The sequence below is a fragment of the Pseudomonas azerbaijanoccidentalis genome, from assembly GCF_019145495.1.
Classification (GTDB): Bacteria; Pseudomonadota; Gammaproteobacteria; order Pseudomonadales; family Pseudomonadaceae; genus Aquipseudomonas; species Aquipseudomonas azerbaijanoccidentalis.
Map to the genome: position 1 here is coordinate 565,711 of NZ_JAHSTU010000004.1, position 14,681 is coordinate 580,391.

Sequence of the window (14,681 nt, forward strand, 5' to 3'; positions counted from 1 at the left end):
AGGCTCCAGGGGGCGTGCGCAGCAATGAATCGGGTATACTCCCGCTCTTTAAATCGCAGCCCAAGAAACAGGTGAATTTCGTGAGCCAGCCTACGCCAGCCGTGCGTACCTTCCAAGACTTGATCCTCGCCCTCCAGCAATACTGGGCCGAGCAAGGTTGTGTGGTACTTCAGCCCTACGATATGGAAGTAGGCGCCGGCACTTTCCACACTGCTACATTCCTGCGCGCCATTGGCCCGGAAACCTGGAACGCCGCCTACGTGCAGCCAAGCCGTCGTCCAACTGACGGCCGCTACGGCGAAAACCCGAACCGCCTGCAGCATTACTACCAATTCCAGGTAGTGCTCAAGCCAAACCCGGACAACTTCCAGGAACTGTACCTGGGCTCCCTCAAGCACGTCGGCCTGGACCCGCTGGTCCACGACATCCGCTTCGTCGAAGACAACTGGGAATCGCCAACCCTCGGCGCTTGGGGTCTGGGCTGGGAAGTCTGGCTCAACGGCATGGAAGTAACCCAGTTCACCTACTTCCAGCAAGCGGGCGGCATCGAGTGCTACCCGGTGACCGGCGAGATCACCTACGGTCTTGAGCGTCTGGCCATGTACCTGCAAGGCGTCGACTCGGTCTACGACCTGGTCTGGGCTGACGGTCCGTTCGGCAAAGTGACCTACGGCGACGTGTTCCACCAGAACGAAGTGGAGCAGTCCACTTACAACTTCGAACACGCCAACGTCGACAAACTGTTCGAACTGTTCGATTTCTACGAAAGCGAAGCCAAGCGCCTGATCGAACTCGACCAGCCGCTGCCGTTGCCGAGCTACGAAATGGTGTTGAAGGCTTCCCATACCTTCAACCTGCTGGATGCGCGCCGGGCGATCTCGGTAACAGCGCGTCAGCAATACATTCTGCGTGTACGCACCCTGGCGCGTTCCGTTGCGCAAGCCTACCTGCTGGCTCGCGCCAAGCTGGGCTTCCCGATGGCGACCCCGGACCTGCGTGACGAAGTACTGGCCAAGCTGGAGGCTGCACAATGAGTGCTCTGGATTTTCTGGTTGAACTGGGTACTGAAGAACTGCCACCCAAGGCCCTGAATACTCTGGCCGAGGCGTTCCTCGCCGGTATCGACAAGGGCCTGCAAGCTGCCGGCCTGAACTACGAGACCAAAACCGTGTATGCCGCGCCGCGCCGTCTGGCCGTGCTGATCACCGCTCTGGCCACCCAGCAGCCGGATCGCAGCATCAATCTCGATGGCCCGCCACGTCAGGCCGCGTTCGATGCCGAAGGCAACCCGACCCAAGCGGCACTGGGCTTTGCCAAGAAATGCGGCGTCGACCTGAGCGAAATCGATCAGAGCGGCCCGAAACTGCGCTACAGCCAAAGCATCGCCGGCAAGCCGACTTCGAGCCTGCTGCCGACCATCGTCGAAGATTCGCTGAACGACCTGCCGATCCCGAAACGCATGCGTTGGGGTGCACGCAAAGAAGAGTTCGTGCGTCCGACCCAATGGCTGGTGATGCTGCTCGGTGACCAGGTCATCGACTGCACCATCCTCGCCCAGAAGGCCGGCCGCGACTCCCGTGGCCACCGCTTCCATCACCCGGAAAACGTGCGCATCGGTTCGCCATCGAGCTACCTGTCTGACCTGCGTGCCGCTTATGTCCTGGCCGATGCCAATGAGCGTCGCGAAATCATCAGCAAGCGCACCGAAGAACTGGCAACCCGTCAGGAAGGCACCGCGATCGTGCCACCGGACCTGCTCGACGAAGTGACCGCGCTGGTCGAATGGCCGGTGCCGCTGGTGTGCTCGTTCGAAGAGCGTTTCCTCGATGTGCCGCAAGAAGCCCTGATCACCACCATGCAGGACAACCAGAAATACTTCTGCCTGCTGGATGCCGACGGCAAGTTGCTGCCACGTTTCATTACTGTGGCCAACATCGAAAGCAAAGACCCGCAGCAGATCATCGCCGGTAACGAGAAAGTGGTTCGCCCACGCCTGACCGACGCCGAGTTCTTCTTCAAGCAAGACAAGAAGCAGAAACTCGAAGACTTCAACCTGCGCCTGCAAAACGTGGTGTTCCAGGAAAAACTCGGCAGCGTCTACGACAAGGCCGAACGTGTTTCCAAGCTGGCTGCGTACATCGCCGCGCGCATTGGCGGCAACGCTTCGTGGGCGGCTCGCGCAGGCTTGCTGTCCAAATGCGACCTGGCGACCGAAATGGTCGGCGAGTTCCCGGAGATGCAAGGTGTCGCCGGCTACTACTACGCCCTCAATGACGGAGAGCCGGAAGACGTCGCACTGGCACTGAACGAGCAGTACATGCCACGCGGTGCTGGCGCTGAACTGCCTGCCACCCTGACCGGTGCGGCCGTCGCTATCGCCGACAAGCTCGACACCCTGGTTGGTATCTTCGGTATCGGCATGCTGCCAACCGGCAGCAAAGACCCGTACGCCCTGCGTCGTGCAGCGCTGGGTGTGCTGCGCATCCTGATCGAGAAAAAACTGGATCTGGACCTGAACGACGCCGTGGCTTTCGCCGTGACCGCGTTCGGTGCCAAGGTCAAGGCTGCCGGTCTGAACGAGTCGGTGCTGGAGTTCATCTTCGATCGTCTGCGTGCCCGTTATGAGGACGAAGGCGTCGACGTGGCGACCTACCTGTCGGTGCGTGCCCTGAAACCAGGCTCGGCCCTGGACTTCGACCAGCGCGTGCAAGCCGTGCAGGCCTTCCGTCAATTGCCGGAAGCCGCGGCCCTGGCAGCGGTGAACAAGCGCGTATCGAACTTGCTGAGCAAGGTTGAGGGCTCCGTTCCGACCGTCGTCGAAGCCAAGTACTTCGACAACGCCAACGAGTTCTCTCTGTACTCGGCGATCCAGCAAGCCGACCAGGCTGTTCAGCCAATGGCTGCCGCCCGTCAGTACAGCGAGTCGCTGGCACGTCTGGCCGCCTTGCGCGAGCCGGTGGATGCGTTCTTCGAGGCGGTGATGGTCAACGCTGAAGATGCCAACGTTCGCGCCAACCGTTATGCGTTGCTGGCACGCCTGCGCGGCCTGTTCCTCGGCGTCGCTGACATTTCGCTGCTGGGCTAAGGGGCTGCTGTTGAAACTGCTGATTCTCGATCGGGACGGAGTGATCAATTACGACTCCGACGCTTACATCAAGTCGGTGGCGGAGTGGAATCCACTTCCCGGTTCGATCGAAGCCATCGCGCAGTTGAGCAAGGCCGGCTGGACGGTAGCAGTCGCTACCAACCAGTCGGGCATCGCTCGTGGCTACTACGACATCGCCACCCTGGATGCCATGCACGAGCGTTTACGCGCGCTGGTGGCAGAGCAGGGCGGTGAAGTCGGCCTGATCGTCTATTGCCCGCACGGGCCGGACGAAGGCTGCGATTGCCGCAAGCCGAAACCCGGGATGCTGAAAACCATCGCCGCTCATTACAACGTGTCGCTGACCAATCTCTGGTTCGTCGGCGACAGCCTTGGTGACCTGGAAGCCGCCAAAGCCGTCGATTCACAGCCAGTTTTGGTAAAGACCGGGAAAGGCGAAAAGACTTTGGGTAAAACCCTTCCGGTAGGCACATTGATTTTTGACGATCTGGCGGCGATTGCCGCAGAACTTATCCACAATTAGAGTGCTTCTGAAATTTCCTGATAAAGGATTGATCAGGAGTGCGCTTTATACAGGCGGGTGTTGCCCGCAACGGTAAACGTCACCATGTCGATATTGCAGGCCATCAGAACCTTTCTCTTTTACCTGCTGCTGGGCACCAGCTCTTTGCTGTGGTGCAGCCTGAGTTTTTTCATCGCGCCCTTTTTGCCGTTCAAGGCGCGTTATCGCTTCATCAACGTCTATTGGTGCCGCTGCGCCTTGTGGTTGAGCAAGGTGTTCCTGGGAATTCGCTACGAAGTGAAGGGCGCGCAAAATGTGCCGGATCGCCCGTGCGTGATTCAGTCGAACCACCAAAGTACCTGGGAGACGTTTTTTCTCTCCGCTTATTTCTCACCGCTGAGCCAGGTGCTCAAGCGTGAACTGCTCTATGTGCCGTTCTTCGGTTGGGCCATGGCCATGCTGCGTCCGATCGCCATCGACCGTGACAACCCGAAAGCCGCGCTCAAGCACGTAGCCAAAAAGGGCGACGAGCTGCTCAAGGACAACGTCTGGGTGCTGATCTTCCCCGAAGGCACACGCGTCCCTTACGGCACCATTGGCAAATTCTCCCGGGGTGGGACTGCATTGGCAGTCAACGCCGAACTACCGGTACTGCCGATTGCGCATAACGCCGGCAAGTTCTGGCCGAAAAGCGGTTGGGCGAAAAAACCGGGGGTGATCACCGTGATCATCGGCGAGCCAATGTACGCCGAAGGCAGCGGACCGCGCGCCATCGCTGATTTGAACGATCGGGTGCAAGCCTGGAACGAGCAGATGCAGCGCGAAATGGGCTCGCTGCCACCAACGCCGAAAGCACCGGTTTCCACGGACTCGGTGGCTGTCTGAGATTCTGTGGATAAGCTGTGTACCATTTTCTTTAAAAGCGTCGTTAATCCTTAGTAACCTCATGATTTTATTGCATATTTTAAAAAATGATAAAAATCATGAAATCGTGCATAAGTTTTTTTCGGACGCAAAAAAACCGGCTGATATAGCCGGTTTTTTTATGCCCGTCATTCACTCCTCCAACAGCGGGAAATCGAGCCGGAAACACGTGCCTTCGCCCACCACGCTGGAGCATTCGATTCGCCCGCCATGGCGATCGACAACGGCCTTTACCATCGATAAACCCAAGCCCACTCCGTCAATCCCCTGCGCGGACGAGAAACGCCGATACTGACTGAACAGCTCGGGCAACTCCTCGGCGGCAATGCCTTTGCCTTGATCGATGAGCTCACAGGTCAACCAATCGCCGTTGTGCCTGACCTGCAAACTGACACGCGAACCCGCAGCACTGTATTTGATCGCATTCTCCAAAAGATTGAACAATGCTCGGGTCAACAATGCCTGATCCGCCATCAGCAGACTTTCCTGAGCCTCATCTTCCACCTGTTGCACCAACTGGATCTGCTTTTGCTGGGCTAGTGGCAGCGCTTGATCGAACACGTCCAGTACCAGCATCGCAAACAGGCTGGGTTGAAAGTGATAGGCGTCAGACTCAGCCTTGGCCAGTTGCACGAACCCACCGGTCAGATCCAGAGCCCGGCGCACCTGCAGCTCGATCTGATTGAAGAGTTGTGTGTCACCGCCCACTTGATGACGGTGCACATCCAGCAGCGCGAGGATGGCTGAATGCGGTGCCCGCAAATCGTGGGACAGGAAGCGCAACATCACGGCCCGCTGCTCTTGCGCTTCGCGCTCGATACTCAGGTCCGTCAGGTTCCAAAGCCAACCGGCGGGGGTTTCGCCGTCTACCGGTAACAGCGCAGCGCGTTCCAGCCGCAGGCTGCGTTCTTTGACGTCGCGAAACTCCAACATCGGCAATGTGGATAAATGCGAGGCCGGACTATGGCTCATCCCCGGGTAGCCGAGCTGTACCAACTGTTCGAGCACACCACCACCCACCAAGCTTCCCCCAAACAGCTCCCGGGCTTTGCGGTTACTGAGCAAAATCTGTCCGCTGGGATCACTGATCAATGTGGCGACAGGCAGATATTCCAGCCCATCAGCGATGAAACGGTGGGTATCGCGGGTTCGGCTCACGGCTTGTTCCAGTGCCATGACTTGCTTCTGCAAACGATCCCCGCTTGGGAAGTCGGTGCGACGGCGTTCCGGAAACACTTTCGGCTCGCTGTCCAGGCGTGCAAGTTCCCAACCGAAATAAGTCAGTACTACACTCAGACGTCGCCAGTTCCAGATCAGATAAGCCAACAGCATGCTGAGCAGGGCCGGCGTCGGCGACCACCATTTGCTCCACTCGGCGAGGCCGGCACTCGCCAACAACGCACACAGCATGCCAAGCAACGTCAGCCAAAGCGCCAGACGCGGACGCCACAGCAGCAGACCGAGCACACTGGTAACCAGGCCAACCGACAATAGCGCGCTCAAGCCGGGCGATGCATCGTTCAGGTTCATCTGAAGCCGATAGGACAACAGTGCAGTCAGCGGCAGGAGCACTAGACTGATCCAAACCCACTGACGCACCAATTGCCGAAACAATCGCTCAACCTGACTAGGCTCACGATTCTCCTGAGGGCGTGGGCTATTCATGGCGAAAAGGGCAGGGCGGGGTGAATGGTTTCATAGATCTCCGATCTGAGAACCTTGATCCAAGAATCATAGCGGACGTCCACAACGGCGGACCGCTTACTTTAACGGCCCCGTGCAAGGAACCTGCGCGTATGCGTGTTGCGATACTGGACGATGAGCCCGCCGAATTGCGCCGGGTCGAACAAACCCTTCAGCAAATGGCGGATGCTGCTGAGCAGCCTTGGTCATTGCACAGCTTCGAACGCGGGGAAGACCTGCTGCGGCAACTGCGCCGGGAAACGTTCGACTTGCTGATCCTCGACTGGCAACTGCCGGATGTTAGCGGTTTAGAGGTGCTGCGCTGGTCCCGGGAACACATGGAAGCGCCTCCGGCCGCCATCATGCTCACCAGCCGTGACGGCGAAAACGATATCGTCCAGGCCCTGAATGCCGGCGCCGACGACTACGTCAGCAAACCGTTTCGACCCAATGAACTGAAAGCCCGGGTGGGTGCGGTATTGCGTCGGCACAGCCAGCAGCGATCAGCGTCAGAAGCGTTGAGCTTCAACGACCTGGTATTCGACGATGCCGAACTGACCGTCACGCGAGATGGCAAACCCATTGCAATGACCGAACGCGAGTATCGCCTGGCCCACTGTCTGTTCAGCAACCTGGGGCGCCCGCTGTCGCGAGACTATTTGTATGAACGCTTCTGGCCCCATGAAGAGATGTCCTCATCGCGCCCGCTGGACACCCACATCTATCGCCTGCGTAACAAGCTCGGGCTGACAGCGGATCGCGGCTGGCAGTTGCTGACGATATATGGGTACGGGTATCGGTTGGAGAGTGTGGCGCCGGCAGCCGAGTAAATCGCAGGGAATAAAAAAGGCCAACGCAAATGCGTTGGCCTTTTCGTTGGCACCGACCGGGATCAGAAGTCCAGGTTGGATACTGCCAGGGCGTTGCTTTCGATGAAGTCACGACGTGGTTCGACCGCATCACCCATCAGGGTGTTGAAGATCTGGTCCGCGCCAATGGCGTCTTCGATGGTCACTTTGAGCATCCGGCGTACGCTTGGGTCCATGGTGGTTTCCCACAGCTGATCCGGGTTCATCTCACCCAGACCTTTGTATCGCTGGATGGTGTGACGCTTGGTGCTTTCAGCCATCAGCCAGTCCAGCGCTTCCTTGAACTCGGTGACCGCCTTGCGACGCTCGCCACGCTGGATGTACGCGCCGTCGTCCAGCAGGGTGCTCAGTTGCGCCCCCAGGGAAACAACGGTTTTGTAATCGTTGCTGCCGAAGAAGTCGCGGTTGAACGTGACGTAGTTCGACAAACCGTGGGAGATCAGTTCAACTTCTGGCAGCCACACGCCACGCTCGCGGTCTTCACGCAGGCTGGCCTTGTAGACCAGGCCCGACTTCTCGACGGTGCGCAGACGGACTTCGTACTGAGCCAGCCAATCCTGCATCGCTGCGTGATCGGACAGTTGCTCCAGGCTGACAGCCGGCAAGTAGATGAAGTGCTCGGTCAGTTCCTGCGGGTACAGGCGCGACAGACGCTTAAGAGTCTTCATGACCAGACGGAAGTCATTCACCAGACGCTCAAGGGCTTCACCGGAGATGCCCGGCGCTTCTTCGTTGAGGTGCAGGCTCGCATCTTCCAGGGCCGACTGCGTCATGTACTCTTCCATGGCGTCGTCGTCTTTGATGTATTGCTCTTGCTTGCCTTTCTTGACCTTGTACAACGGCGGCTGAGCGATGTAGATATAGCCACGCTCGATCAGCTCCGGCAACTGACGGAAGAAGAAGGTCAGCAGCAGGGTACGAATGTGCGAACCGTCGACGTCAGCATCGGTCATGATGATGATGTTGTGATAGCGCAACTTGTCGATGTTGTACTCTTCGCGGCCGATGCCGCAACCCAGCGCGGTGATCAAGGTGCCCACTTCCTGGGAAGAGATCATCTTGTCGAAACGTGCTTTCTCGACGTTCAGGATCTTACCCTTGAGGGGCAGAATTGCCTGAGTCTTGCGGTTACGTCCCTGCTTGGCGGAACCGCCAGCAGAGTCACCTTCCACGAGGTACAGTTCGGACAGGGCAGGGTCTTTTTCCTGGCAGTCCGCCAGTTTGCCCGGCAGGCCGGCGATGTCCAGCGCGCCTTTGCGTCGAGTCATCTCACGGGCCTTGCGCGCCGCTTCACGGGCACGGGCGGCGTCGATCATCTTGCCGACAACCAGCTTGGCTTCGTTCGGGTTTTCCAGCAGGAAGTCCGAGAAGTACTTGCCCATTTCCTGTTCAACCGCGGTCTTCACTTCAGAAGAAACCAGCTTGTCTTTGGTCTGGGAGCTGAACTTCGGATCTGGAACCTTCACCGAGATAATCGCGGTCAGGCCTTCGCGGGCATCGTCACCGGTGGTGGCGACTTTGTGCTTCTTCGCCAGGCCTTCGGCTTCGATGTAGGTGTTCAGGTTACGCGTCAGTGCGGAACGGAAACCCACCAGGTGAGTACCGCCATCGCGCTGTGGAATGTTGTTGGTGAAGCACAACAGGTTCTCGTTGAAGCTGTCGTTCCACTGCAGGGCGATTTCTACGCCGATGCCGTCTTCGCGCTGAATGTTGAAGTGGAACACCTGGTTGACCGGGGTCTTGTTGGTGTTCAGGTATTCAACGAACGCACGCAGGCCGCCTTCGTATTTGAACAGTTCTTCCTTGCCGCTGCGCTCATCCTTGAGGACGATGCCGACACCGGAGTTGAGGAAGGACAGTTCACGAATCCGCTTGGCCAGGATGTCCCAGCTGAAGTGGATGTTCTTGAAGGTTTCACTGGAAGCCTTGAAGTGGATCTGCGTACCGGTGGTTTCTGAATCGCCAACGATTTTCATCGGCTCTTGCGGAACGCCGTGAACGTAAGTCTGTTCCCAGATCTTGCCGCTGCGGCGAACGGTCAGAATCAACTCTTCAGACAAGGCGTTCACAACCGAAACACCTACACCGTGCAGACCGCCGGATACTTTGTAGGAGTTATCGTCGAACTTACCGCCGGCGTGCAGTACGGTCATGATGACCTCAGCTGCCGAAACGCCTTCTTCTTTATGCACGTCTACCGGGATGCCACGGCCGTTGTCTTTAACGGTGATGGATTCGTCCGGGTGAATGATGATGCTGATGTCGTCGCAGTGGCCGGCGAGCGCTTCGTCGATCGAGTTATCGACCACCTCGAACACCATGTGGTGCAGACCGCTGCCATCGTCGGTGTCACCAATGTACATACCGGGACGTTTGCGTACGGCATCCAGGCCTTTCAGCACTTTAATGCTCGTTGAGTCGTACGTATTTTCTTCGCTCAATGCCTTCACTCCCGATGGTCGTGGGTCTGGGTGATACGGCCCTGTTCCACGTGGAACAGAGCGACTGGCGTTTCCGTCTGCCAGCCTTCCCTCAATAATTCGTGATCTACACAGGTGATGAACACCTGGCAGCGTAAGTCTTCCAGCAAGCGGCAAAGCGCGCGGCGGTGCTGCTCGTCCAGCTCAGACGGCAAGTCATCCACCAGATAAATACACTGACCGCGTCGTGCCTGGCTCACCAAGTGCCCTTGAGCAATCCGCAAAGCACAAACCACCAACTTTTGCTGTCCACGAGACAAGATGTCCGCGGCATTGTGAGCGCCCAATCTGAGACGCAAATCAGCGCGTTGAGGTCCGGCCTGGGTATGACCCATTTGCTGATCCCGTTGCAGGGACCCGGCGAGCACAGCGCTCAGCTCACGGTCTTTGTCCCAACCTCGGTAATAGCTGAGCGTTAAGCCCTCAAGCTCAACCAACTCGCTCAAAGTCTGTTCAAAGACTGGTTTTAAGGCTTTGATGTAAGCGCGGCGGTATTCATCGATTTCAGCGCTGGCCTGACACAGTTCCCTGTCCCAAACCGCTTGCGAAACGGCGTCAAGTGTACCATGCCGCAGCCAGGAGTTTCTCTGGCGCAGCGCCTTCTGCAAGCGTTGCCAGGTCGACATGAAACGGGGTTCCACGTGGAACACCCCCCAATCGAGAAACTGCCGGCGAATCTTCGGCGCACCTTCCAGCAAGCGGAAGCTGTCCGGGTTGATCAACTGCAATGGCAGGATCTCAGCCAACTGCGCTGCACTGCGCGCGTTTTGCCCATCAATGCGGATCTGGAATTCACCCTGGCGATCCCGAGAGATGCCCAACGCACTCTGCCCACCCTCAGCCAGTTCAACCTGGCCAAACACTGTGCACGCCAACTGTTCGTACTGAATGACCGGCAACAGACGGGTGCTACGAAACGAACGGGCAAGCCCCAGCAGGTGAATGGCTTCCAGAACACTGGTTTTGCCGCTGCCGTTGGCGCCGTAAAGAATATTGATTCGGGGAGAGGGGGAGAAGGTCACCGGGTGCAGATTGCGCACCGCGGTGACCGAGACGCGACTTAAGGACATCTAGCTTCTGCTGAGCATGATTACAGACGCATCGGCATGACGACGTAAGCCGAATCGTCGTTGTCGGACTCTTGCACCAGCGCGCTGCTATTGGAGTCGGACAGGATCAGACGAACCTGTTCGGTGGTCATCACGCCCAGGACGTCGAGCAGATAGCTCACGTTGAAGCCGATCTCCAGAGAGCCGCCGTTGTACTCCACGCCCACTTCTTCTTCCGCTTCTTCCTGCTCCGGGTTATTCGCCTGGATTTTTAGCTGACCATTGGCCAGTTGCAGACGGATACCGCGGTACTTCTCGTTGGACAGAATGGCGGTACGGCTGAAGGCTTCACGCAGTGCCTGACGATCGCCCAGCACCAGCTTGTCGCCGCCCTTCGGCAGTACGCGCTCGTAGTCCGGGAATTTACCGTCGACCAGTTTCGAGGTGAACGTGAACTCACCGGTGGTGGCGCGGATGTGGTGCTGGCCCAGGACGATGCTGACGATACCGTCCGGCTCAGTCAGCAGGCGTGCCAATTCAAGGATACCTTTGCGCGGCACGATGACCTGGTGACGATCTGGCTGACCGATATCAGCCTGCATCGAGCACATCGCCAGACGATGACCGTCGGTGGCCACAGCGCGGATGATACCGGCGGACACTTCCAGCAGCATCCCATTGAGGTAGTAACGCACGTCCTGTTGAGCCATGGCGAAACTGGTGCGCTCGATCAAGCGCCGCAGTTTGCTCTGCTCCAGGCTGCAGGTCAGCGAGCCAGGGCCTTCTTCCACCGTCGGGAAATCGTTGGCCGGCAGCGTCGACAGGGTAAAGCGACTACGCCCAGCCTTCACCACGAGCTTTTGCTCGTCGACCTTGATGTCGATCAGCGCATCGTTGGGCAGGCTTTTGCAGATGTCCATCAGCTTGCGCGCAGGCACGGTGATGGAACCTGTTTCGGCTGGCTCTTCGAGTTGAACACGACCGACCAGCTCGACTTCCAGGTCAGTACCGGTCAGCGACAGTTGCTGGCCTTCGACAACCAACAGCACGTTGGAGAGCACCGGCAAGGTCTGTCGGCGTTCGACAACGCCTGCGACCAGTTGCAGGGGTTTCAACAGGGCTTCGCGTTGAATGGTGAAATGCATGGTCTAGTCCCTTGCCTTAATAAGCTGCGCTGGTGTTCATCAAGTGGTCAGTGTACGCAGCAGGTTCTTGTAGTCCTCGCGGATGTCCGCGTCGGATTCCTTAAGTTCGTTGATCTTGCGGCAGGCGTGCAAAACCGTCGTGTGGTCACGTCCGCCAAACACATCGCCGATTTCCGGCAAGCTGTGGTTAGTCAGTTCCTTGGACAATGCCATGGCAACCTGACGCGGCCGAGCGACCGAACGCGAGCGGCGTTTGGACAGCAAATCGGAGATCTTGATCTTGTAATACTCAGCGACGGTGCGCTGAATGTTATCCACAGAGACCAGTTTGTCTTGCAGCGCCAACAGGTCCTTCAGCGATTCGCGAATCAACTCGATGGTGATATCACGGCCCATGAAGTGCGAGTGGGCGATCACGCGTTTGAGCGCGCCTTCCAGCTCACGGACGTTGGAGCGAATGCGTTGGGCAATGAAAAACGCCGCGTCGTGTGGCAACTCAACTTTGGCCTGGTCGGCCTTCTTCATCAAGATCGCTACACGGGTCTCGAGTTCCGGCGGTTCGACGGCAACCGTCAGCCCCCAGCCGAAGCGGGATTTCAGGCGTTCTTCAAGTCCTTCGATCTCTTTCGGGTAGCGGTCACTGGTGAGAATGACCTGCTGGCCACCTTCAAGCAGGGCGTTGAAGGTGTGGAAAAATTCTTCCTGGGAGCGCTCTTTGCGGGCGAAGAACTGAATGTCATCGATCAGCAACGCATCCACCGAACGGTAGAAACGCTTGAACTCATTGATCGCGTTCAGCTGCAAAGCCTTGACCATGTCAGCCACGAACCGCTCGGAATGCAGGTACACGACCTTGGCATTCGGGTTCTTCTTTAATAGATGGTTACCCACAGCATGCATCAAGTGGGTTTTACCCAGACCTACGCCGCCATACAGGAACAGCGGGTTGTAACCATGTTTAGGATTATCCGCCACTTGCCAGGCTGCGGCCCGGGCCAGTTGGTTGGACTTACCCTCAACGAAGTTTTCGAAGGTAAAGGTACGGTTCAGATAGCTGGTGTGCTTGAGCGCACCTTCCACCTGCACGGTGCGTTGCTCGGCGCGAACCGGGGCCTGTTGCGAACTGGCGCCGGCCATCGGATCGAAGCTGTCACGGGAGGGCTCTTCCTCGGTGACGTCGGCAACTTTTTGAGTGGCTCGCTTGGTCGATGTGGCCGATGGCGCTGGTGCTGGCGCGCTGGCCGGTGCCGAAGAGGCTTGCGCCTGGTTGACTGCGGCAGCGGCCAACGGAGCATTCGGTGCGGCGCGCGGAGCTGAGCTGCGTTTGCTACCTATTAATAAGGAAAGCGCTGGCGCCATTCCGTTGCCGTGCTCGTCCAGTAATTCCAGGACGCGGCCAAGGTATTTCTCATTGACCCAGTCCAGGACAAAACGGTTGGGCGCATAAACACGCAACTCGTCGCCTTCGGCTTCGACCTGTAGTGGACGGATCCAAGTGTTGAATTGTTGGGCAGGCAGCTCATCGCGAAGAAGCTCCACGCACTGCTGCCAAAGTTCCACTGACACGGATATCCCCTAAGTTGAAAGCCGGTGAGGCAAAAACAAGCGGCCATTGTAGCGACCAGACGCTGACTTATCCACACGTAGGTGGTTCATCGAACAAGAAGAATCAACGATTTATACGCAAAAAAGACGACCAGCGGTCTGTGCATAAGCTCTGTGGATAACCGGGTCTGAGCTCGTTGCACAACTGGGGGTGAAACTCTGTGGGTAACCGGCCTGTGGATAAAGCGCGCTTTCACACACAGGTTATCCGACAGCGCAGCACAGGCTGAGCACGGTTTTCCACCGTAGTTGTCATTCTCTGTACATCACGAGATACAAGGCCTCAACGTGGTTATCCACAGATAATCGCTTCCTAAGCTTTTATAAGCTTTACAGAAAAGCTTTAAATACTCTCCTTCTTTATTTTTATGTTTAACGGTGGATTCGTGCAGACCAAACCTCTGGAGATCTATTTATAAGGAAACGCTGGTTGGAAATTGACCTAGAGGCTTGCTTTCTCTAGAATCCCCGGTCTCTTAAAACGGGGGCCATTCCGGCCCGTTGTGGACGAACCAGGTAACACGACAATGAAACGTACTTTCCAACCAAGCACTATCAAACGCGCTCGTACCCACGGTTTCCGTGCTCGCATGGCTACCAAGAATGGCCGCGCCGTTCTGTCGCGTCGTCGCGCCAAAGGTCGTGCGCGTCTGGCAGTTTGATAAGCCGGCACTGGAGGTGAGTCAGGACTTCAGTCGGGAAAAGCGTCTGCTTACCCCCCGGCATTTCAAGGCAGTCTTTGACTCCCCTACCGGCAAGGTTCCGGGGAAAAATCTCCTGCTCCTTGCGCGCAACAACGATCTTGATCACCCCCGTCTAGGGCTGGTTATCGGGAAAAAGAGCGTAAAGCTCTCCGTCGAGCGCAATCGCCTCAAACGTCTGATGCGCGAATCGTTTCGCCTGAACCAGGATCTACTGGTCGGTTGGGACATTGTTATCGTCGCGCGCAAAGGTTTGGGTGACGTAGAAAACCCCGAATTGATTCAGCATTTCGGCAAACTCTGGAAGCGTCTGGCACGCAGCACGCCGGTACCAGCAGTCAAAACCGAAACTGTAGGGGTAGACAGTCCAGATGCGTAAACTGGCACTCGTTCCGATCCAGTTTTATCGCTATGCCATTAGTCCCCTGATGGCCAGTCACTGTCGTTTCTACCCCAGTTGTTCCTGCTACGCGTTAGAAGCCATTGAAAATCATGGCCTTCTTCGCGGTGGCTGGCTGACCTTTCGTCGTTTAGGTCGCTGTCATCCGTGGAATCCCGGTGGTTATGACCCGGTTCCACCTATCCCTACCTCCCGTTCTTCTTCGATGGCCGAGTAA

Annotated in this window: 13 protein-coding genes; 8 read left to right on the forward strand and 5 right to left on the reverse strand. The window is 57.5% G+C overall.

The genetic code is table 11. From position 1 onward, the window contains the following. The first annotated feature begins 80 nt into the window (after nucleotides 1–80). From glyQ to KVG88_RS16845, 4 genes are all read left to right on the forward strand, one after another. On the forward strand, nucleotides 81–1,034 hold the full coding sequence (gene glyQ / locus KVG88_RS16830; RefSeq protein ID WP_003187265.1) for a glycine--tRNA ligase subunit alpha: 954 nt from the start codon (nucleotides 81–83) through the stop codon (nucleotides 1,032–1,034). Further along, nucleotides 1,031–3,085 carry a glycine--tRNA ligase subunit beta gene (gene glyS, locus KVG88_RS16835; RefSeq protein ID WP_217872067.1) on the forward strand — a complete coding sequence of 685 codons (2,055 nt, stop codon included), beginning with the start codon at nucleotides 1,031–1,033 and terminating at the stop codon, nucleotides 3,083–3,085. Before glyQ ends, glyS begins: the two co-directional genes overlap by 4 nt. Before the next feature lie 4 nt (nucleotides 3,086–3,089). Next, complete coding sequence (gene gmhB, locus KVG88_RS16840) at nucleotides 3,090–3,629, forward strand: D-glycero-beta-D-manno-heptose 1,7-bisphosphate 7-phosphatase (protein ID WP_191630479.1); 540 nt, start codon at nucleotides 3,090–3,092, stop codon at nucleotides 3,627–3,629. Nucleotides 3,630–3,713: 84 nt separating this feature from the next. Further along, a complete protein-coding gene (locus KVG88_RS16845; protein WP_217872068.1) occupies nucleotides 3,714–4,493 on the forward strand; it encodes a lysophospholipid acyltransferase family protein in 780 nt (259 codons plus the stop codon). Nucleotides 4,494–4,664: 171 nt separating this feature from the next. Here the strand turns inward: KVG88_RS16845 and KVG88_RS16850 are convergent, their stop codons facing one another. Beyond that, nucleotides 4,665–6,197, reverse strand: a complete 1,533-nt coding sequence (locus tag KVG88_RS16850; protein WP_217872069.1) for a sensor histidine kinase — start codon at nucleotides 6,195–6,197, stop codon at nucleotides 4,665–4,667. 131 nt (nucleotides 6,198–6,328) lie between these two features. On the opposite strand from KVG88_RS16850, the gene KVG88_RS16855 reads away from it, so the two are divergent. Further along, nucleotides 6,329–7,045: a response regulator transcription factor gene (locus tag KVG88_RS16855; protein WP_217872070.1), complete on the forward strand. Its 717-nt coding sequence runs from the start codon at nucleotides 6,329–6,331 to the stop codon at nucleotides 7,043–7,045. Nucleotides 7,046–7,107: 62 nt separating this feature from the next. Here KVG88_RS16855 and gyrB read toward each other — a convergent pair whose 3' ends face one another. Genes gyrB through dnaA form a run of 4 tightly spaced genes read right to left on the reverse strand, consistent with a single transcriptional unit; the run spans nucleotide 7,108 to nucleotide 13,324 of the window. Next, entirely contained in the window at nucleotides 7,108–9,525 is a 2,418-nt protein-coding gene (gyrB, locus tag KVG88_RS16860; RefSeq protein ID WP_150702284.1) for a DNA topoisomerase (ATP-hydrolyzing) subunit B, read from the reverse strand. A gap of 5 nt (nucleotides 9,526–9,530) precedes the next feature. Beyond that, nucleotides 9,531–10,634: a DNA replication/repair protein RecF gene (recF, locus tag KVG88_RS16865; protein ID WP_150702283.1), complete on the reverse strand. Its 1,104-nt coding sequence runs from the start codon at nucleotides 10,632–10,634 to the stop codon at nucleotides 9,531–9,533. Nucleotides 10,635–10,654: 20 nt separating this feature from the next. Then, nucleotides 10,655–11,758 carry a DNA polymerase III subunit beta gene (dnaN, locus tag KVG88_RS16870; RefSeq protein ID WP_075946944.1) on the reverse strand — a complete coding sequence of 368 codons (1,104 nt, stop codon included), beginning with the start codon at nucleotides 11,756–11,758 and terminating at the stop codon, nucleotides 10,655–10,657. 39 nt (nucleotides 11,759–11,797) lie between these two features. Further along, nucleotides 11,798–13,324 (reverse strand): chromosomal replication initiator protein DnaA, encoded by a 1,527-nt coding sequence (gene dnaA / locus KVG88_RS16875; RefSeq protein ID WP_150702282.1) that lies wholly within the window; start codon nucleotides 13,322–13,324, stop codon nucleotides 11,798–11,800. A 566-nt stretch (nucleotides 13,325–13,890) separates the two neighbouring features. On the opposite strand from dnaA, the gene rpmH reads away from it, so the two are divergent. From rpmH to yidD, 3 genes are read left to right on the forward strand one after another with little or no spacing between them, the layout of a single operon-like run. Beyond that, nucleotides 13,891–14,025 (forward strand): 50S ribosomal protein L34, encoded by a 135-nt coding sequence (gene rpmH / locus KVG88_RS16880; protein ID WP_003213577.1) that lies wholly within the window; start codon nucleotides 13,891–13,893, stop codon nucleotides 14,023–14,025. A 16-nt stretch (nucleotides 14,026–14,041) separates the two neighbouring features. Further along, on the forward strand, nucleotides 14,042–14,443 hold the full coding sequence (rnpA, locus tag KVG88_RS16885; protein WP_197677877.1) for a ribonuclease P protein component: 402 nt from the start codon (nucleotides 14,042–14,044) through the stop codon (nucleotides 14,441–14,443). After that, nucleotides 14,436–14,681, forward strand: coding sequence for a membrane protein insertion efficiency factor YidD (gene yidD, locus KVG88_RS16890; protein WP_010207715.1), 246 nt, complete (start codon nucleotides 14,436–14,438; stop codon nucleotides 14,679–14,681). The genes rnpA and yidD overlap by 8 nt, the downstream gene beginning before the upstream one ends.